The following is a 17,842-nucleotide window of genomic DNA, read 5'->3' on the forward strand; positions in this document are numbered from 1 at the left end:
ATTGCCGGGGCCGAGAGTGAGACGCGAACGAAGGCGCCAAAACGCCATAAAAAACGGCCGCCCCGTCTGTTCGGGACAGCCGTTTTCGTTAACATGGCGGCGACCGTTTTTTCTCGTCAAAATGTCGGCCGGTAATTTTCGGCAGCCTTTTAATGAGTGGACAAATTCGCCAACCGCATCACATCGCGGGCGATCATCAACTCTTCGTTCGTCGGGATGACGAGCACTTTGACCGGCGAGTGCGGATAGCTGATGAACGCTTCCTTGCCGCGCACTTTGTTTAGGATCGGATCCCAGTACACTCCCATGAACTCGAGGCCGCGCAAGACTTTCGCCCGCACGACGTCGCTGTTTTCGCCGATGCCGGCGGTGAAGATGATGGCATCGACCCCGCACATGCGCGCCGCATACGAGCCGATGTATTTATGAATCCGGTTCGCGAACACTTCAAGCGCGAGTTCCGCGCGCTCATTGCCTTCGGCGGCCGCTTTTTCCAAGTCGCGCAAATCGCTCGAGATGCCGGATATACCGAGCATGCCGCTCTTTTTGTTCAGCACGTCAATCACTTCATCGGCGGTCATTCCCGTTTTTTCCATAATGTACGGGATGAGCGCCGGGTCGATGTTGCCGGAGCGCGTCCCCATCGCCACGCCGGCTAATGGGGTGAAGCCCATGGACGTGTCGATCGACTTGCCGCCCTCGACCGCCGCGATGCTCGCTCCGTTGCCTAAATGGCACGAGATGAGGCGCAGCTGTTCGATCGGCCGGCCAAGAAGCTCCGCCGCCCGCTGGGTGACGTATTTGTGCGACGTGCCGTGGAAGCCGTATTTGCGAATGCCGAATTTCGTGTAATACTCATACGGCAAGCTGTATAAAAACGACTGTTCCGGCATCGTTTGGTGAAACGCCGTATCAAACACCGCCACCGCCGGCACGTCCGGCAGCACTTCCTGAAACGCCCGAATGCCGACGAGGTTGGCCGGATTATGAAGGGGAGCGAGCTCGGACACCTCTTCGATTTGCTGGATCACTTCATCGGTAATCAACACCGAATCGCTGAACTTTTCGCCGCCGTGGACGACGCGGTGCCCGATGCCATCGATCTCGGCAAACGAACGGATGATGCCGTAGCGAATGAGTTTATCCAGCAGCATTTTCACCGCCGCGGCATGGTCCCGAATCGCCGTCACTTCTTGATGCTTTTCGCCGTTTACGACGATGGTAAAAATCGCGTCGTCAAAGCCAATCCGTTCGACCACCCCTTTAGTCAACACCGTTTCCGCCGGCATCTCAAACAGCTGAAACTTCAACGAGGAACTTCCTGCATTAATGGCTAGCACTTTCGCCATAGACGTATCCCGCTCCTTTTTGACAAAAATCCGCTCGCGCTTGCCATTAGTGTGCGCGATGCGCGTCCGTTTCACTATGCCTTTTTCATTGTATGCACCCCGTTTCCCCGTTTCAAGCGCAGTTTTGGTTCGCAACCGGTTGCAAGAAAAAGTTTTTATGTTGCGAAAAATGAAAACGATGCTGATTGCAAAGGGAGGGGCAAGAGCAGCCTTGATCATCGAGAAGCCCCTCTTCTAGGCGTGAGCGCAAGGAGGGAGGAAGAGGCAACTTCCCGTTTGGCGAATGGGCTTGACGGGTCAGTGATCAAAAAGGGTGTCCCATCGCCATGGGGGACACCCTCTTGTCACTGTCCTTTTTCCGCAGTGATCCAAGCGTCGATTTTGGCCATCATCGCCTGCATCGCTGATTTGTTGGAAAATCTAGGCAAATCGACGAGTAGCACGTGTTTTGGCTTTTTGACGTTCGGCCCTTTCTTTTGCAAAATCAACACGCTTTTGGCCGCCTGATCGTTTTTAAACATCGACAGCGGCAGCTGCAAGACGCCTTGGACGATGGCCGCCTCTTTTAAAAATTCGTTCAGCTGCCTCGCCTGCGGGCTCGAGAACAACGTATTCGGGATGAGGAAAAACAAGTAGCCCCCCTCTTTCGTATAGCGCAAGCTTTGCTCGATGAACAAATGGTGGGCGTACGACTTTCCTTCGGTTGCTTTTAAGGCGAAGCGGGCGGCATTGTCGTCATCCGGGTAATAGCCGACCGGCAGATCGCAGACGACAACATCAACCGGCTCGACAAACAGCGGCCTGAGACTGTCTTGGTTAAACAGTTGCACCGGATGCTTTTGCAAGTTCGCGTTGACATAGGCCAATTTGATGAGCAGGTCGTCGACATCGCTGCCGTAGCTGGCCGCCTGTTTGCCCCGCAGGCCGTTTAACACCGCCGTCAATAAATTCGCCGTGCCGACGGCTGGGTCGAGAATCGTCACCGCCAAATGCGAGCGCGTAAACTCGCGGACTAAATAGGCCAAAAACAAGCTGACCGCATCGGGGGTCATTTGATGATGCGGCTGGACATGCGTTCGCATCCCTTTTAGCACCGCGAGCTGGAACGCTTTGCGGATGTCTTCGTTTTGAAACCGTTCCAGCAGCAGTTCGCGATACTGCTTTTTCAACCGTTTCGCGTTCAGCTCGCTCACTTCGTCTTGCAACACGTCGCCATGAAACAAATTTTCCCCCGTCTCGGCAACAGCTTCCAAATACGTGCATTGCAATTCTTCTTGCAAAATCTGGGCCGTCTCGTCAACGACCGTGAATAACCGTTCAACTGGCGTCATCATCTATCCGTCCCCACCTTTCTACCAACGTCCCTTCTGTATATTGTACGCCCGTCCGCCTCACACCGCAAGAAAGGGGCCGATCGAAAACGTGAAAAGGCCCCGAACGAGTCGGGGCCCCTATGGTCGGGCATCCTATGCGGGCGGATGTCCGCCGCTCATCGTTATTTCGCCGCTTTTGCCGCTTCTATCGCCGCTTCGTAGTTCGGGTGGTTCGTCACTTCCGGCACGTATTCGACATACGTCACCGTATCGTTGCTGTCGATGACGAACACGGCGCGGGCAAGCAGACGCAGCTCCTTGATCAAGACGCCGTAGGCCTGTCCGAACGAGACATCGCGATGGTCGGACAACACTTGCACGTTCTCAATGCCGGCGGCACCGCACCACCGTTTTTGCGCAAACGGCAAATCGACGCTGATCGTCAACACTTTCACATTGTCCAGCTTCGCCGCTTCCTCATTGAATCGGCGCGTCTGCGCGTCGCAAACCCCGGTATCGAGCGACGGAACGACGCTGATCAGCCGGATGTGCCCTTTCGTGTCGGCGAGCGTCACTTCCTGCAAATTTTGATCAAGCACGGTGAAATCCGGCGCTTTGTCGCCGACTTTCACTTCGTTGCCAACAAGCGTCACCGGCTGCCCTTTAAACGTCACCTGAGCCATGGGCTCTCTCCCCCTTTAGAAAAAATATGTACTACTTCCATACTAAAGCGCAAAACGGAATTTTTCAACGATTTTGTCCGATACGGTTGCCAAACAAAAAAACGCCGGACGCCAGCGGTCCGGCTAAATGTCAAAGTCGTTCGTCTGTTCGCGGGCGCCGCCGTCTTTCTTGTTTTTCTTCAGCATCGCCTGAATTTTTTCAAGCGCCTGCGGAGCGACATCGAGAATTTTTTCATATAAGTGCGTGCTTTCGTCCAGATGAAGCAGCTTCACCCCGGACGAGTTGACGACGAGAAACGCAATCGGCGTGATCGACACGCCGCCGCCGCTGCCGCCGCCAAACGGATGTCCGTTCCCTTGTGCCTGTCCGTTTCCGCCCGCTTGTGTTCCTTGCTGGCCATTTTGTTGGCCGTCAACCATAAACTCGCTGCCGCCGGCGGCAAAGCCAAACCCGACTTTCGACACGGTTAAAATGACGCTGCCGTCCGGCGTTTCGACCGGGTCGCCGATAATCGTGTTGACGTCGATCATTTGTTTTAAATTTTCCATCGCCGTCGTCATCAGCCCTTGAATCGGATGGTTCGTCATGCTCATTCCTCCTAGTAGCCTTCGTTTGCCTGCCGTGCGGTCGACCATCTCGCCGGCCGCCGCCCGCGCCAATGCTTAATCACTCGCCATCCTGCTACCATAGCATGCCCGATTCGAAAATGAATCATACATGCAAACGCCGTTTCTGACACAGCTTGGTCATACGCTGGCACAACGGCAACAACCGGGACGGTTTTCATGTTCATGTAGCGACTCACCGCGCCGATGATCATGTATTTCAATGACCAGCCAAGCCCCACAAGCAAACCGGTTGACGCCGCATCGCCGGTGCCGATTCTCGTTTTCCACTCCCATTGCGTCACCGTTACATGGCGATAAAATTGTTTCATAATTTCGTGCAAATCGACAACTTGCCGCAAAAACCGTTTTACTTGCCGGATGAAGCGGGCCACTTTCGCCGGGGTCAACTTCCCCTTTTTTTCCTCCTTGTCCCTCGTTCCGCCGACACCTTGCTTTTGGACAAACGCCACCTGCGGCGTTTTTCCGTCCCATTCCGGTTTGAGGAGCGGGATGCGGATCGTATAACGGAAAAGGCCAAACAGCGTACGGACTACGATTTTGCATTCTTCATCATTCCGTACGTGGCGGAAGGCGATGGCCACCGACACTTTCATCGAGGCGAGCAGCAACAGAAAAAAGCTAACGATGATGATCACTACCATTCCTGTTTTCAACGGTCCGCACTTCCTTTCTCCATACATTGTCACCATATGGCAAAAAAATAAACCTGCCGTTTCGGCAGGTCGATGATGATGGTGAAGTGACCGGCGCCCTTTGCCGGGGACTACTCGCGGATGACGATCGTATCGGCGAATTGATCGTGCATGCCTTTTTTCTTTTCGGAAAATGCCACGAACAGAAAACCGACAAACAACAGCGTTTTGGAAATAAACTTGCCGACGACTTCGCGGAACAGCACCGTCAGCCATGTGAGCCGCCCGCCCCGTTCGTCAACCACTTTTAAGCCGAACACCATTTTGCCAAGCGTTTGGCCGAACGCTTTCGTCATGAGCACAAAATACGCATAAAACAAAATTGCCGCCGCGAGGGCCGCTGGCGCGAACAAGCCATCCTGCTCCAGCGGCCAGTCAAACAAGCGAAAAAGCGGGCGGACGATCAGCCGGTTCAAGCTTGAGACGACAAGAAGGTCAAGACCATACGCCCAAAAGCGAAGCCAAAATCCGCCATAGCAGCGGGGGCGCTCCGCAGGCAGACTCGTTGCCGCCGGAACCGACGCTTCCATCTCTGTCATCGGTTGTTCCCTCCTTTACTCGGCATACAAGTACATGAGCCGCGGAGATGACGGCCGCGACAGCAAGCGGGCAATCTCCAGCGTTCCGCTGTCCGGCTTGATGCGGGCTGAAGCAAGCCCAAAAAGCGAACTCCACGGCGTATCGGTCGCGTATTTCACCACTTGCGCCCCCTTGAGGTGATGCTCTCTTTTGAGCGCCGCGATCACATCGTCGAAGTAACCAAACTCATCAATCAAATGAAGCGATTTTGCCTGGCGACCGTCGTAAATGCGGCCGTCGGCCAGCTTGCGCACCACATTTTCCGGCAGTTTTCTCCCATTGGCGACCACATCGACAAACGCCTCATAGGAGTTGTTGATGAGCCGCTGCAGTATGTCGCGTTCCGCTTCCGTCATCGAGCGCGCGGGGTTCATGAGGTCTTTGTACGGCCCGCTTTTGATCGTCACGAGCTCCACGCCGTACTTTTTCGCCAGCTTCTCATAATTGACGCTCTGCATAATCACCCCGATGGAGCCGGTGATCGTCTCCGGGCTGGCGAAAATTTTATCGCCGGCGGTCGCAATGTAATAGCCGCCGGAAGCGGCCATCGCCCCCATCGACACGTAAATCGGCTTGTTCGTTTTCTTTTTCAGTTTCAAGAGCTGATCATGAATTTCCGCGCTCTCCGCCACTCCGCCGCCCGGCGAATTGATGCGCAGCACAATCGCCTTGACATCCTCGTCCTCCTGCGCCTGTTCGATCATCCGCAAAAACGTTTGGTGATGGTAAAGCGGCGACGACAAAAACGCCTCGGCTTCACCCGCGTCTTCGATCACGCCGTTCACTTCCAAGACCGCAATTTTTTTCAGCGGATCGCCGTCTTGGACAACTTCTTCGCTAAACGGCGCCTCCATCATCGCCAGCCAGCTGTCCGACCAGCGCCCAGCCTCGTCGGATACTAGCGCGCCAATCACCTCGACGAGCACCGAGATAATGAGCAAGACGGAGGCAATCGCCAACGCCACCCATCGCTTTCGATTCATCTTCTTCCCCCCTATGTTGCTGGTTCCCTCTCCTGACAGAACAAGAGCCCCAGGACGCTTCCTGCGTCTGCATGAGCCTTCCCGCGTCCTTGTGGGGCCTTCGGGCTTCCGCCAGCCTCCTATATTTTTAGAATCATGGAAAACGTGGTACAATATTCATTGTACATGGAACAGCTAGATCATGCCAATAGGAGGGCGCTAAAAATGACGATGGAACGCAATCGGCTTTATTTTTTTTATAAGCGCGATGACGATCTCGTCGAACGGGTGAAGCCGCTGATCGAGCGAGCAGAGCGCGGGCCGTTCGTCGTGGTCGATGACTTTCGCGAGGCGAATATCATCGTCAGCATCGGCGATGATGGGGCATTTTTACAAGCGGTCCGACAAACGGGGTTCCGTCCCGACAGTCTGTATGTCGGTGTGTCCGTGCTGCCGACACGCGGATTTTACTGCGATTTCCATATCAACGATATCGATCATATGGTGGAAGCGGCCAAAAATTGGCGACTTGAAGTGCGGCGCTATCCGATTATTGAAGTGACGATCGATGGCACGACCTCGTTCTTTTGTTTAAACGAATGCTCGATTCGCTCGCAAATCATAAAAACGATGGCGGTCGATGTCTTTATTGACGACCTTCATTTTGAAACGTTCCGCGGCGACGGCTTGATCGTCTCCACGCCGACCGGCAGCACCGGCTACAATAAATCGGTGCACGGGGCGGTCGTCGATCCGCTTTTGCCGTGCTTCCAAGTGAGCGAGCTCGCTTCCCTTAACAGCAACCGCTACCGAACGCTCGGCTCGCCGTTCATTTTAAGTGGAGCGCGGAAGCTGACGCTAAAAATGTCGGAAGAAGCAAGCCATTTTCCGATCATCGGCCTCGACAACGAGGCGCTCAGCATCCAGCATATCGAACGAATCGACATCCGCCTGAGCGATCGCGTCGTCAAAACGGTGCGGCTGAAAGACAATTCATTCTGGGATAAGGTGAAACGCGTCTTTTTATAAACGGCGCCCAAGGCCGCCTTTCTTCGGGAGACGACAAGGGGTGCGGGAGTATTGGGTGCGTATGGATGGAAGAGGGGCTGACCCAAAAGGCTGTCTGCCTTCAAGATCGGCACAACCGATCGTGCGACAGAAGCAGTCAGCACGTATATAGAGCAACGAAAGAGGGGATCCCGATCCTTTCGGGACACCCCTCTTTCGTTTTATGAACGGCTCGCCCCCTCCCGAAACGGGTGGCCTTCAGGCTGGTTCACGTTAAGGAGGCGGGCTGTTTTGCGGCCTTTCATTGCCCTCGCGTTTCCATATCCCGCGCTTACGATGACCGGCCGGCCAAGCGCGCTTCCCGCTCGCGCAGCTCAACGCGGCGAATTTTCCCGGACGCTGTTTTCGGCAAGTCGTCGACGAACTCGATTTTGCGCGGGTATTTGTACGGAGCGGTCAATTGTTTGACATGCTCCTGCAATGCCGGAATGAGCGATGGATCGTTTTTGTCGACCCCGTCGCGGAGAACGACGAACGCTTTGACGACATGGCCGCGCACTTCATCCGGGCTGGCGACGACGGCGCATTCTTTCACCGCCGGATGCTTGACGAGCGCGTCTTCAACCTCAAACGGGCCGATCGTATAGCCGGAGCTGATGATGATGTCATCGCCGCGGCCTTCAAACCAGAAGTAGCCATCCTCGTCTTTGCGCGCTTTGTCGCCGGTGATGTAATAGTCGCCGCGGAACTGCATCGCCGTCCGCTCCGGGTCTTTGTAGTAATACTTAAACAGCGCCGGCGTGTCGACATGGACGGCGATATCCCCGACGACGCCCACAGGGCACGGTTCGCCGTTTTCGTCAATGATCTCGACAAGATTGCCCGGCGTTGGTTTCCCCATCGATCCCGGTTTGATGTCCATCCCCTTCATGACGCCGACAAGCAGCGTGTTTTCCGTCTGCCCATAGCCGTCGCGCACGTGGACGCCAAAATGCTTGGCGAACGTGTCGATCACTTCGCGATTGAGCGGCTCGCCGGCCGATACGGCGCTGTGCAGATGCGGCAAACGGTAGCGGCCGATATCCGGCACTTTCGCCATGAGGCGGTACTCGGTCGGCGTGCAGCACAGCACATTGATGTTGTATTTTTCTAGTAGCTGCAAATATTTTTCCGGCTCAAAACGGCCGTAATAGACGAACCCGGTCGCCCCCGAGCCGAGCACCGATAAAAACGGGCTCCAAATCCATTTTTGCCACCCCGGTCCGGCCGTCGCCCAAACAAGGTCGCCTTCCTCAATGCAGAGCCAATTTTTGGCCGCTGTCCGCAAGTGAGCGTACGCCCAGCCGTGGCAATGGACAACCCCTTTCGGATTGCCGGTCGTGCCAGAGGTGTAGGACAAAAACGCCATGTCATCGCGCGCGGTGTCTGCCGCCTCAAGCGTCTCGCTCTCGTTCGCCATGGCGGTTTCCAGCGAGATCCACCCGTCTTGACCCTCGTTTCCGATGACGAACTTGGTGAGGCGGTCAATGCCTGCGATCGGCGCAAACTCGTCAAGATACGGCGCGTAGGCGACGACCGCTTTGGCCTCGCTATGGGTGAGTCGGTATTCCAGATCTTTCGTCCGCAGCATCTCCGAGCTCGGGATGACGACAAGTCCCGCTTTCAGCGCCCCTAAGTACACTTCATAGGCTTCAATGAGACGGGGCACCATGATGAGCACTTTGTCTCCTTTTTGCAGCCCACGCGATAAGAAAACGTTTCCAATTTGGTTGGCGCGCGCCATCAGGCGGCCGTATGTAATCTCTTTTGTCTCGCCTTGTTCGCTCTCCCATTTTAACGCGATGCGGGTTGGATGAAAAGCCGCGTGCCGCTCGACTTCCGACGTCAAGTTGTAGCGCTCGGGGGCGATCAGCTCTTCCCTCTTCATTCGTCCCTCTCCCCTTTCTCCGGTTTCATTTCTATGGATGGCACTTTTTATTATACAAAATAGTCGGTCTATTTTGAATCATTTTTTGACAAAAGAAACGGCGGGGAAACTCCCCGCCGCCCAAGCCATGGTGATGAAATTAGAATTGGCGTGCACCGCCCAATTGTTGTTGCGCCATCGCGACGAGACGTTTCGTAATCTCGCCACCGACCGAACCGTTCGCGCGCGATGTCGTGTCAGCGCCTAAGTTGACGCCAAATTCTTGGGCGATTTCATATTTCATTTGCTCAAGCGCTTGCTGCGCGCCTGGAACAAGCAATTGATTCGTGTTGTTGTTGCGTGCCATCTGTTTTCACCTCCTTGCACCTATAGAGTGTGTGAAAACAGATGGATGTATGCAACGTTGGTTTTGGTAAATTTTGAGATTCAAAAGAGATCGGCAAACTCGTCAGCTTGCCCGTCCTGCTCATCGAGGACGATCGTTTCCGTGTCGTTGACCGCTTTTTCGAGCAGCGGCGCAAGATCGAGCTGGCTCTCGTAATGAAGCACTTTTTCTTTCTTCGGCTTTGTTTTTGGCGCCCGTGGCGTAAAAATGGTGCAGCAGTCCTCATAAGGAAGAATCGAGATGTCATGCGTGCCGATTTGCTTAGCCATTTCAATGATTTCCATTTTATCCATTGAAACGAGCGGCCGCAGCACCGGCGTATTCGTGACGTCGTTAATGACATACATGCTTTCCAGCGTCTGGCTGGCGACTTGGCCAAGGCTTTCGCCCGTGACGATCGCCAACGCCCGATGGCGGCGGCGGAGCGCGTCTGTAATCTTCAGCATCGCCCTTCGGGTGGAGATCAGTGAATACTCATTCGGCATTCCTTGATAGATGGCTTGTTGCACTTCGGTGAACGGAACGATGTGAAGCTTGATTCTTCCCCCGTAAACGGTCAGCTGCTTCACTAAGTCGATGACTTTTTGCTTGGCCCGCTCGCTTGTAAACGGGGGGCTGAAAAAGTGAACAGCTTCGATCTCCAGCCCCCGCTTCATCGCCAAATAGCCAGCGACCGGGCTGTCAATGCCGCCCGAGAGCATGAGCATCGCCTTGCCGCTCGTTCCGACCGGCAGGCCGCCAGCCCCGAAAATGTCATGACAGGTCACATACGTGCCGTCCTGGCGCACTTCGATGCGCACATCGATATCCGGTTCGCGCACGTTGACCGTCAGCCCGTCCGTCTGCCGCAAAATATGGGCGCCCACCTCATGGTTGAGCTCTTCGCTCCGATAGGGAAACTGTTTGTTGACGCGGCGGGCGCTTACTTTAAACGTTTTCCCTTGATACGGAAGCTGCCGGATGGCGGCGAGCGCCGTTTCTTTCACGGCTTCAAGATCGTTTTCACACTTCATGGCTAAGCTGAATGAATGGATGCCAAACACCGTTTTCAGCTTGGCGATGATCGGTTCGTGCGGCTCACCGTTTAATAAGATGTACATTCGGTCGCGCATGTATTCAATGTCGATGCGCGGAAATGCCCGCAGCTTGCGGGCGATGTTTTGTCTAAGCCGCCGCACGAAAAGGTTGCGGTTTTTTCCTTTTGTCGTCATTTCCCCATAACGGATTAAAATGCGGTCATACTTCATCTCCATGTGATCCCGTTACCTCGCTTAACGTTTTGATCGCCTGTTGAATCGCCGCGACAGCCGGTTTGATCTCTTCACGTCTGTTGTCAAAAGACAAACTGATGCGGATGCCGCGCTCCGCCCGGCCTTCGCCAACGCCCATCGCCAGCAGCGTTTTGCTCGGCGCCCGTCTTTTCGAGGAGCAGGCGGATGTTGTGGAAACGTAAATCTCGCTTTTTTCGAGCTCATGAACGAACACTTCCGGCTTGATGCCGCTTGGCAGCGAAAAGTTGATAATATGGGGCGCCGAACCGCGCTCCGGCGTGTTGATCGAAAGGCCTGGAATCGCGGCGAGCGCCTGCAGCCATTCGGCTTTTAACTCCCTCAGCCGGCCGATGTCTCGTTCATACCGTTCCAAGGCCAGACGGAGCGCCTTCGCCATCGCCACGATGGCGGCGACGTTTTCCGTCCCGGACCGAAGCTGCCGCTCTTGCCCGCCGCCTGCGATCAGCGGCGTCAGGCGGACGCCGTCGCGGACGTAAAGAAGGCCGGCGCCGCGCAACCCATGAAACTTATGGGCTGAGACTGTAAACAAATCGATGCCGCACCGTTTCACATCAAGAGGAACTTTGCCGATGCCTTGCACCCGATCGACATGAAACAGCGTTTTCGGGTGGCGGGCGAGCACGGCTCCAATTTCCTCAATCGGCTGCACCGCGCCGACTTCGTTGTTGACGTGCATGACCGACACGAGGATCGTGTCATCGCGCAGGGCGCGCGCGACTTGTTCGGCTGACACTCGTCCATCAGGTCCGACCGGCAAGTAGGTCACTTCAAATCCGAGCTCCTCAAGCTGCCGGCACGGCTCGGCAACGGACGGATGCTCGATTTCGGTCGTAATGATATGCCGGCCGCGCCGCCGGTATTGCCACGCCACCCCTTTAATGGCGAAGTTGTTCGCCTCCGTTCCGCCGGACGTAAACACGATTTCACCCGGTTTGACATCGAGCATGGCGGCGATCTGTTCGCGCGCCTGCCTAAGCAGCCGTTCTGCCTTCATGCCCAGCCCGTGAAGCGAAGACGGATTGGCGAAATAGTGAGAGGCGACCGTAGCGAACGCATCGACCACTTCCGGAAACGGCTTGGTCGTCGCGCTGTTATCCAGATAAATCATCATGTCCATCCTCCGCTCGTCATCGATCCATCTATCATCATATAAAAGCGGGGCGAAAACGGCAACGAAAAACATCCATACGCCGTCGGGGCGAGCGTTTTCCCGTCAAGCTCAAAAGCGGACGGGCGCAAGCGGAACACATGGTCGCCGCCCGGATGCGCCAGCGCCCCGGGGTGCCTCAAAAGCAGGCAGACGCAAGCGGAAAACATGATCGGAACGAACATTCCGGCAAGCTCGAGATGAGAAGACGCCGTTCCGCGATCGCGTCATTTTGTCGTTCGTGCAGCCAAAGACCGGTTCGGGATGATGGCACGTTTCCCTCGCCGCTGACCGTTCCTGCCCTTCGTGCGGCGCCCTCTGTGGCCGAATCAACCGTTTCCACCCGCCGTTTGCCCCCGTTCGGAATCAAGCCCTTTGCCACAGCCTTCCAGAAGGCGGAAATGCCCATTTACATTATTCGCCAAAAACCCGATAAATATCGGCCGAAACCGACATTTATCGGGTTTTTCTTTACGATTCGCGGCCGCTGTCCTCCTGCCAGAGGCGCTGCACCCGGTCAAACGCCCCCGGTTCGACGTCCTCCACAGCCGCCACCGCTTGGCGCAACGCTTCTTCGTACTCGTAATGCCGGAACAGCGATTCCGCTTCCTCCAATTTTTTTCGCACGGACGGATAGCGGCGGCGGTAACGATTGCCGTATTGAATCGTCCGTTCGGCGAGCGTCGCCTGCTCAATCATCCCGATCGTCCGTTCATACAGCTGTCCGACCGCCGTCTTCGCCTCTTCGATCGCCCGATCGACGGCCGCCATATCCAACGGCTTTTCATCGAGGCGAGCAGCGACGGTCTGCAAGCGCCGTTTGGCTTCGGCCAATTCCAGCGAGTACGGCTCAGGCAGCCCGGGGAGCCGGCTTTTTTGTACGAGACGGAGCGCCTCCGCCAGTTTTTTTCTCATGTCGTCAAGCTTTTCGCGCGCGATCAATTCATCTTTGCGCAGCGTCTGCAGCATCGTCCGGAACTGCTCGTGCTCTTCTTTCATCATGCTCATTTGCCCGACAAGCTGATCGAGCTCTTCTTTCAGGAGCGAATACGCCGTTTTCGCCTCGGCGGCCCGCCCTTCAAGAAGAACGAATCGCTTTTGTAGCTGATGCAATTGTTTTTCGATGCTCCGGTATTTGTCAAGATCGCTTGGCGACAAGTGATAGCTTTGCTGGACGAACAGCGCTTCGGCCTCGGTTTCTTTCGCTTCGGCGACCAGCTCCGCAATCATGCCGCCGATGCGCGGCATCTCGGTTTGGACGTATTGATGAGCGAGCACTTCGTTTTCCAACGAGTCGTACAGCGCCTCAAGCTCCTCCTTCAGTTCGCTGACCGCTTCCTTCGCTTCCTCGACGCGCAGTTCGCCGATCATCGCTAGGCATTGATCGATTTTCTCCCTCTTTTCTTGCAGCGTGCGCTCCATCTGCAAATGGTCAAGAATGTACCCGCTTTGCTCCATCTCGCGATAGCCGTCAGCGAGCTCGGCCAGCTGAGCTGGAAGGGATGTTTGACATTCGCCAAGCAGCGCCGGGACGTCTTCCATCATGACGGAAAGGCGGCTGAGCTCTTCCTTCAGGGCAAGAACGACATCGCGCGCCGCCAAATAGTTGCCGGCTTCGGTCAACTCGGCAAACCGCTGAAATTGCCGCTCCGCCTCCGTCAAACGGGCGTCAAGCGGATCGGCCGCCGCCCCAAACGTATAACGGTAGGCGAGCAAGTTTTTTTTCGCCTCGCGATGGAGCGCGCGCAGCTCTTCGATTTCCACGCGGCTTTGCTCTTCGCTGCCAATCAGTTCGTTGACTTCATGGATGATCCCGTGCACTTCCCCCTCGAGGCGGCGCAAATCGTCCTCAATCTGTTCGAGCAGCCGGGCGGCCCGCCGGTAGCGGTATCGATCCAACAACTGCTCCGCATCAAACAGCTTTTCCTCCACATCGGGCAGCTTGACCGCCACGATGTCGTCCCATTGCTGGCGCCACCGTTCAAACAGCCGCTCTGTCTCCCCGGTCATGTTCAGCTGTTTGACTTTCGCCAGCTCGTCCGGCACCGGCCGGTTCATCAAGCTGATTTTCCATTCCTCCAGACGGTCGATTTCCCGGTACATTCGCTTCCGCTGCCACTGATTATATATGATTGCCCCCGCGCTGAGGAGCAGAACAATCCAGGCTATTTCCATTCGTTGATGCCCCCTTGCATTCAACCTACTCACATCAGACAAACGAGCCGAAAACAGGAAGACTATATCTTTTTCAATGTTTTTATGATACCATGTTAACGACATTTTTTGACCAAAATTTTTATTTTTTTTACAGGAATCTTCAATTTTTTTGCGATGATGCGTGAAGAAGGAAAGGGGGAACCCGCCATGCGCGACGGACATATTCATACGCCGTTTTGCCCACACGGAAGCAGCGACCCACTGGAACGGTACGTGGAGCGGGCGATTGCGCTCGGCTATACCGACATCTCATTTACGGAGCATGCCCCGCTGCCGGAGCGGTTTATCGATCCGACGCCGGAGCGGGACAGCGCGATGAACAGCCGGGAGCTGGAGCGCTATTTGGCCGCAGTCTCTGACATCAAGGCGCGCTATCGAAACGACATTACAATTCGCGTGGGGCTCGAGGTCGACTTCATCCCCGGTTTCGAAGAGGAGACCGCTCGAATGCTGGATGAAGTCGGTCCTCTGCTCGATGACAGCATTTTATCGGTCCATTTTTTGCCTTGCCGCGGACAGTATGTATGCATTGATTACAGCGCGGACATGTTCGCCCACATCATCCGCCTGTTCGGTTCGGTAGAGCGCGTCCATCGCGCGTACTACGAAACCGTGCGCCAATCGATCCGCGCCGAGCTCGGCCGCTACAAACCGAAACGAATCGGGCATATGACGCTCGTCCGCAAATTCCAACGCCGCTTTCCATGCCCCGAGCCGATGACGGAATGGATGGTGGCGATTCTCGATGACATCGAGCGGTTCGGCGGCGAACTGGATGGCAACGGGGCCGGTTTGGCCAAACCGCTTTGTTTAGAACCGTATCCGCCCATCCAAATCATGGCCGAAGCGCAGCGACGAGGCATCCCGATCGTCTACGGTTCGGACGCCCATTGCGCCGCCGACCTTCACCAAGGGCGAGACGCCATGGACCGCGAAGCGCTTTTCGTTGACAACGGCGGCGCGCCGTCATACAATGAGCCAAAATGAAAAAAGGAGGCAGCCTTATGTTTCATCGCATGGCTTACAACGGCACCCGTGAAGAAAACTATACGCTTGTGATCGAACAGTTGAAGGCGCTCATCGCCGGGGAGCCGAATCTCATCGCCAACTTGGCGAACGCCGCTGCCTTGCTCAACCAGTTTCTTGAGCAGATCAACTGGGTCGGGTTTTATTTGGCAGACGGCGACGAACTGGTGCTCGGACCGTTCCAAGGGCTTCCGGCGTGCGTGCGCATCCCGTTCGGCAAAGGGGTATGCGGCACGGCCGCGGCTGAGCGGCGGACGGTCGTCGTCCCCGACGTGCACCAATTCCCTGGCCATATCGCCTGCGACGCGGCGTCCCAGTCGGAAATCGTCGTGCCGCTCATCAAGGACGGCCGCGTCGTCGGCGTCTTAGACATTGACAGCCCGATCAAAAACCGCTTTGATGACGTCGATCGCCGCTATTTGGAGCAGTTTGCCGCGGCGCTCGTCTCCGCTTGACGCCAAGCGGGCGAACGCGAGCGGCGGACACAAAGAAGGAATCCGCTCGGATTCCTTTTTTTACGCTTTATACAAGCGACGGCCGTCATAAACGAAAATGCAGTTTTTCCCCATCTCTTTCGCCCGGTAGAGGGCCTTGTCCGCCTGTTTGAACAGCTGTTTCGCATTGTCGCCAAAGCGCCGCCCCCACCAAGAAACGCCGCATGACACCGTCACCGCGGGAGCCGTATGTTGCCTTACTTTTTCCGTGATGCGGCGAGCCGCAGCCACGGCATCGACGAGATGGACATTCGGCAAATACACCGCCAACTCCTCGCCACCCCAGCGCGCAGCCACATCGCTTTCACGAACGCTAGTCCGAACCGTCTCAGCCACGCGGATCAACACCTCATCACCGATTTGATGGCCGTACAAGTCATTGATTTGCTTAAAATTGTCGATATCAATCAGCAAAAAAGCCCCCGAACCGTCCGTTTCCATCGACTTTTGAATCGTCTCGTCCAAATAGCGGCGTGTATACAGCTTCGTCAAATAATCGGTGACGACGAGCTTTTCCAGTTCCTCGCGCAAAATGGCGTTCATAAACGCCAATGTCGAATGCTGCACGAGCGACTCGAGCAGCTTGAACATCTCAAACGTAAATCGGTACGGCTCGCGGGCTAACGCGATGCAAACGCCTTTCGTTTCCTTGTTTTGCTGCATCGGCGCGGCCATGATCGAGCGGAACGGCGTAAGGGAAGACGCCCATGCATCACCGGCAAACAAAATATCTTGTCCATCTCGGCGCCGCTCTTCCACCCATTTGACGTACATTGCCGACCGCTCTTCATAAAAAAACGGCGTGCTTCCCGGCAACAGCTCCCGCTGGCCGTTCGCGAACAAGAAAAAACCGACTTCATCGGCGCCAAACGACTGGCGAATTTGCGACACCATGTACTCAATGCCTTCGTGCAGGCGCGTGCGGGCGTTCAGCTGGCGCATCGTGTCGTTAATGAGCTGCAAGTCGGCCACGAGCCGACGCGACTGCTCGTACAATTTGGCGTTCTCGAGCGCGCTGCCCGCCGTTCCGGCAAGCAAGGAAATAAAACGAACCTCCCGCTGCGGAAACGGGGCCGCATACGGCGCGATAATTTGGATGACCCCATACACGGCCTGAACCCCTTTGATCGGCGCATACAACACGGAACGGCGCGGCGTTTCCAGCTCGTCGCACTGCACTTGGCCGGTCAAAAACGCCCGCAACGCCGCGGTTTGTCCTTCGCCTTCATCCAAAGCGAGCGCTTTGATCGGCAAATGATCGCTCAGGTGGTTGTCGTGCGACAAGAGAAGATAGTATGTAAAGGATGGGTAGACGTTTTGCAGCGTGCGGATAATTTCCTCGAGCACGTCATCAATGCGCATGGAGGAGTGGATTTTCGCCGCAAACCGATGCAGCTGCCCGTACCGCTTTTCTTCGCCCGCCCCTTGAAGCATGGCGGCGAGTTTGCCGAACAAATCAGCAAAATCGGCCCGCACCGCCTGGAGCAGCGGTTGGTCGATGGCGCGGTCTTTGCGGTACGTCAGCTCGAGCAACGCCGGCGTTCCGTCCGGAAGCGAAAAAAAGAGCCTAGCTTTCTCATGCGAGCCGCCATCGAGCAAAGCGATCTCCCGCGCTCCGTCAGCTGCCACCGCCCCCGCTCCCATCACCCCGCCGGTGGACGCTTCCGGATAAAACGCCGCCCGCTCCGGATCGAACAAATAAAAAACGGCTTGCTCGAGCCCCATCTCCTCTTTCAACAGCGCGAGCAGCTCGTCGGCCGCCGCCAGAAACGGTTCGTCGTCAGGAAACGCCAAAAACCAGTGGAAAAATTTTTGTTTAAATGATTCATATCGCTTCATCTCTTCCATGCTCATCATCTTTTCCACCTAAATTGGCATTGTCAATAGATATAAGCGAAATTTTTTCTAAAAATTGCATCTTTTATTATATCATAGAAACCGGAAAAAGGGAAAACAAAATGTTGACTTTGTGTGCAAAAAATCATATAATAGCCTTTGTGTAAAATATAGCAGCCTTTGTGCTCACCTTTATGGACCATTTTGTTCCTCGGCTTCCCGTCGAGGTGCATCGCGTAACTCTTAGCTGCGAGAGCGAGGATGCATGAAAACAAAATGGCCATAATTGTTGGCGCACATCT

General features: G+C 55.6%; 17 protein-coding genes. 3 read left to right on the forward strand and 14 right to left on the reverse strand.

What is annotated here, in order from left to right:
• Positions 1-149: 149 nt before the first annotated feature.
• From GC56T2_RS13610 to sppA, 7 genes are all read right to left on the reverse strand, one after another.
• Complete coding sequence (locus GC56T2_RS13610) at positions 150-1,349, reverse strand: acetate kinase (protein ID WP_144975915.1); 1,200 nt, start codon at positions 1,347-1,349, stop codon at positions 150-152.
• A gap of 344 nt (positions 1,350-1,693) precedes the next feature.
• Complete coding sequence (locus GC56T2_RS13615) at positions 1,694-2,683, reverse strand: class I SAM-dependent methyltransferase (protein WP_144975916.1); 990 nt, start codon at positions 2,681-2,683, stop codon at positions 1,694-1,696.
• Positions 2,684-2,844: 161 nt separating this feature from the next.
• Positions 2,845-3,345: a thiol peroxidase gene (gene tpx / locus GC56T2_RS13620; protein ID WP_033844346.1), complete on the reverse strand. Its 501-nt coding sequence runs from the start codon at positions 3,343-3,345 to the stop codon at positions 2,845-2,847.
• Between the two features lie 123 nt (positions 3,346-3,468).
• Positions 3,469-3,933 carry a GerW family sporulation protein gene (ytfJ, locus tag GC56T2_RS13625; protein WP_144975917.1) on the reverse strand — a complete coding sequence of 155 codons (465 nt, stop codon included), beginning with the start codon at positions 3,931-3,933 and terminating at the stop codon, positions 3,469-3,471.
• A gap of 11 nt (positions 3,934-3,944) precedes the next feature.
• Complete coding sequence (locus GC56T2_RS13630) at positions 3,945-4,628, reverse strand: DUF2953 domain-containing protein (protein WP_255516093.1); 684 nt, start codon at positions 4,626-4,628, stop codon at positions 3,945-3,947.
• Positions 4,629-4,738: 110 nt separating this feature from the next.
• Positions 4,739-5,206 (reverse strand): RDD family protein, encoded by a 468-nt coding sequence (locus tag GC56T2_RS13635; protein WP_144975918.1) that lies wholly within the window; start codon positions 5,204-5,206, stop codon positions 4,739-4,741.
• 15 nt (positions 5,207-5,221) lie between these two features.
• Entirely contained in the window at positions 5,222-6,229 is a 1,008-nt protein-coding gene (sppA, locus tag GC56T2_RS13640; protein WP_144975919.1) for a signal peptide peptidase SppA, read from the reverse strand.
• Between the two features lie 204 nt (positions 6,230-6,433).
• Here sppA and GC56T2_RS13645 point away from each other — a divergent pair, with 204 nt between their 5' ends.
• Positions 6,434-7,237 (forward strand): NAD kinase, encoded by an 804-nt coding sequence (locus GC56T2_RS13645; RefSeq protein WP_144975920.1) that lies wholly within the window; start codon positions 6,434-6,436, stop codon positions 7,235-7,237.
• Between the two features lie 310 nt (positions 7,238-7,547).
• Here the strand turns inward: GC56T2_RS13645 and mbcS are convergent, their stop codons facing one another.
• The 6 genes from mbcS to ezrA all read right to left on the reverse strand — a co-directional run bounded on the left by mbcS (position 7,548) and on the right by ezrA (position 14,142).
• The gene (gene mbcS, locus GC56T2_RS13650; RefSeq protein ID WP_144975921.1) at positions 7,548-9,143 is read right to left on the reverse strand and encodes an acyl-CoA synthetase MbcS; all 1,596 of its coding nucleotides are present in this window, start codon (positions 9,141-9,143) and stop codon (positions 7,548-7,550) included.
• A gap of 139 nt (positions 9,144-9,282) precedes the next feature.
• Positions 9,283-9,489, reverse strand: a complete 207-nt coding sequence (locus tag GC56T2_RS13655; RefSeq protein WP_144975922.1) for an alpha/beta-type small acid-soluble spore protein — start codon at positions 9,487-9,489, stop codon at positions 9,283-9,285.
• An 80-nt stretch (positions 9,490-9,569) separates the two neighbouring features.
• On the reverse strand, positions 9,570-10,775 hold the full coding sequence (thiI, locus tag GC56T2_RS13660) for a tRNA uracil 4-sulfurtransferase ThiI (RefSeq protein WP_144977362.1): 1,206 nt from the start codon (positions 10,773-10,775) through the stop codon (positions 9,570-9,572).
• Complete coding sequence (locus GC56T2_RS13665) at positions 10,765-11,928, reverse strand: cysteine desulfurase family protein (RefSeq protein WP_144977366.1); 1,164 nt, start codon at positions 11,926-11,928, stop codon at positions 10,765-10,767. The genes thiI and GC56T2_RS13665 overlap by 11 nt, the downstream gene beginning before the upstream one ends.
• Positions 11,928-12,152, reverse strand: coding sequence for a hypothetical protein (locus GC56T2_RS13670; protein ID WP_144975923.1), 225 nt, complete (start codon positions 12,150-12,152; stop codon positions 11,928-11,930). The genes GC56T2_RS13665 and GC56T2_RS13670 overlap by 1 nt, the downstream gene beginning before the upstream one ends.
• A 286-nt stretch (positions 12,153-12,438) precedes the next feature.
• The gene (gene ezrA / locus GC56T2_RS13675; protein WP_144975925.1) at positions 12,439-14,142 is read right to left on the reverse strand and encodes a septation ring formation regulator EzrA; all 1,704 of its coding nucleotides are present in this window, start codon (positions 14,140-14,142) and stop codon (positions 12,439-12,441) included.
• Positions 14,143-14,331: 189 nt separating this feature from the next.
• Between ezrA and hisJ the strand changes: the two genes are divergently transcribed.
• Together hisJ and GC56T2_RS13685 are read left to right on the forward strand one after the other, a co-directional pair.
• Positions 14,332-15,171: a histidinol-phosphatase HisJ gene (gene hisJ, locus GC56T2_RS13680; RefSeq protein ID WP_033844354.1), complete on the forward strand. Its 840-nt coding sequence runs from the start codon at positions 14,332-14,334 to the stop codon at positions 15,169-15,171.
• Between the two features lie 17 nt (positions 15,172-15,188).
• A complete protein-coding gene (locus GC56T2_RS13685) occupies positions 15,189-15,665 on the forward strand; it encodes a GAF domain-containing protein (protein WP_144975927.1) in 477 nt (158 codons plus the stop codon).
• Positions 15,666-15,725: 60 nt separating this feature from the next.
• Here GC56T2_RS13685 and GC56T2_RS13690 read toward each other — a convergent pair whose 3' ends face one another.
• Complete coding sequence (locus GC56T2_RS13690) at positions 15,726-17,558, reverse strand: sensor domain-containing diguanylate cyclase (protein ID WP_144975929.1); 1,833 nt, start codon at positions 17,556-17,558, stop codon at positions 15,726-15,728.
• Positions 17,559-17,842 lie beyond the last annotated feature (284 nt).

The sequence above is a fragment of the Geobacillus sp. C56-T2 genome, assembly GCF_007829715.1.
In the GTDB taxonomy this organism is placed as follows: Bacteria; Bacillota; Bacilli; order Bacillales; family Anoxybacillaceae; genus Geobacillus; species Geobacillus icigianus.

Bases quoted from the DNA above. Each gene is read 5' to 3' on its own strand.
- GC56T2_RS13610 (WP_144975915.1), bottom strand. From the start codon at position 1,349: ATGGCGAAAGTGCTAGCCATTAATGCAGGAAGTTCCTCGTTGAAGTTT.
- GC56T2_RS13615 (WP_144975916.1), bottom strand. From the start codon at position 2,683: ATGATGACGCCAGTTGAACGGTTATTCACGGTCGTTGACGAGACGGCC.
- tpx (WP_033844346.1), bottom strand. From the start codon at position 3,345: ATGGCTCAGGTGACGTTTAAAGGGCAGCCGGTGACGCTTGTTGGCAAC.
- ytfJ (WP_144975917.1), bottom strand. From the start codon at position 3,933: ATGACGAACCATCCGATTCAAGGGCTGATGACGACGGCGATGGAAAAT.
- GC56T2_RS13635 (WP_144975918.1), bottom strand. From the start codon at position 5,206: ATGACAGAGATGGAAGCGTCGGTTCCGGCGGCAACGAGTCTGCCTGCG.
- sppA (WP_144975919.1), bottom strand. From the start codon at position 6,229: ATGAATCGAAAGCGATGGGTGGCGTTGGCGATTGCCTCCGTCTTGCTC.
- GC56T2_RS13645 (WP_144975920.1), top strand. From the start codon at position 6,434: ATGACGATGGAACGCAATCGGCTTTATTTTTTTTATAAGCGCGATGAC.
- mbcS (WP_144975921.1), bottom strand. From the start codon at position 9,143: ATGAAGAGGGAAGAGCTGATCGCCCCCGAGCGCTACAACTTGACGTCG.
- GC56T2_RS13655 (WP_144975922.1), bottom strand. From the start codon at position 9,489: ATGGCACGCAACAACAACACGAATCAATTGCTTGTTCCAGGCGCGCAG.
- thiI (WP_144977362.1), bottom strand. From the start codon at position 10,775: ATGAAGTATGACCGCATTTTAATCCGTTATGGGGAAATGACGACAAAA.
- GC56T2_RS13665 (WP_144977366.1), bottom strand. From the start codon at position 11,928: ATGATTTATCTGGATAACAGCGCGACGACCAAGCCGTTTCCGGAAGTG.
- GC56T2_RS13670 (WP_144975923.1), bottom strand. From the start codon at position 12,152: ATGTTCGTTCCGATCATGTTTTCCGCTTGCGTCTGCCTGCTTTTGAGG.
- ezrA (WP_144975925.1), bottom strand. From the start codon at position 14,142: ATGGAAATAGCCTGGATTGTTCTGCTCCTCAGCGCGGGGGCAATCATA.
- hisJ (WP_033844354.1), top strand. From the start codon at position 14,332: ATGCGCGACGGACATATTCATACGCCGTTTTGCCCACACGGAAGCAGC.
- GC56T2_RS13685 (WP_144975927.1), top strand. From the start codon at position 15,189: ATGTTTCATCGCATGGCTTACAACGGCACCCGTGAAGAAAACTATACG.
- GC56T2_RS13690 (WP_144975929.1), bottom strand. From the start codon at position 17,558: ATGAGCATGGAAGAGATGAAGCGATATGAATCATTTAAACAAAAATTT.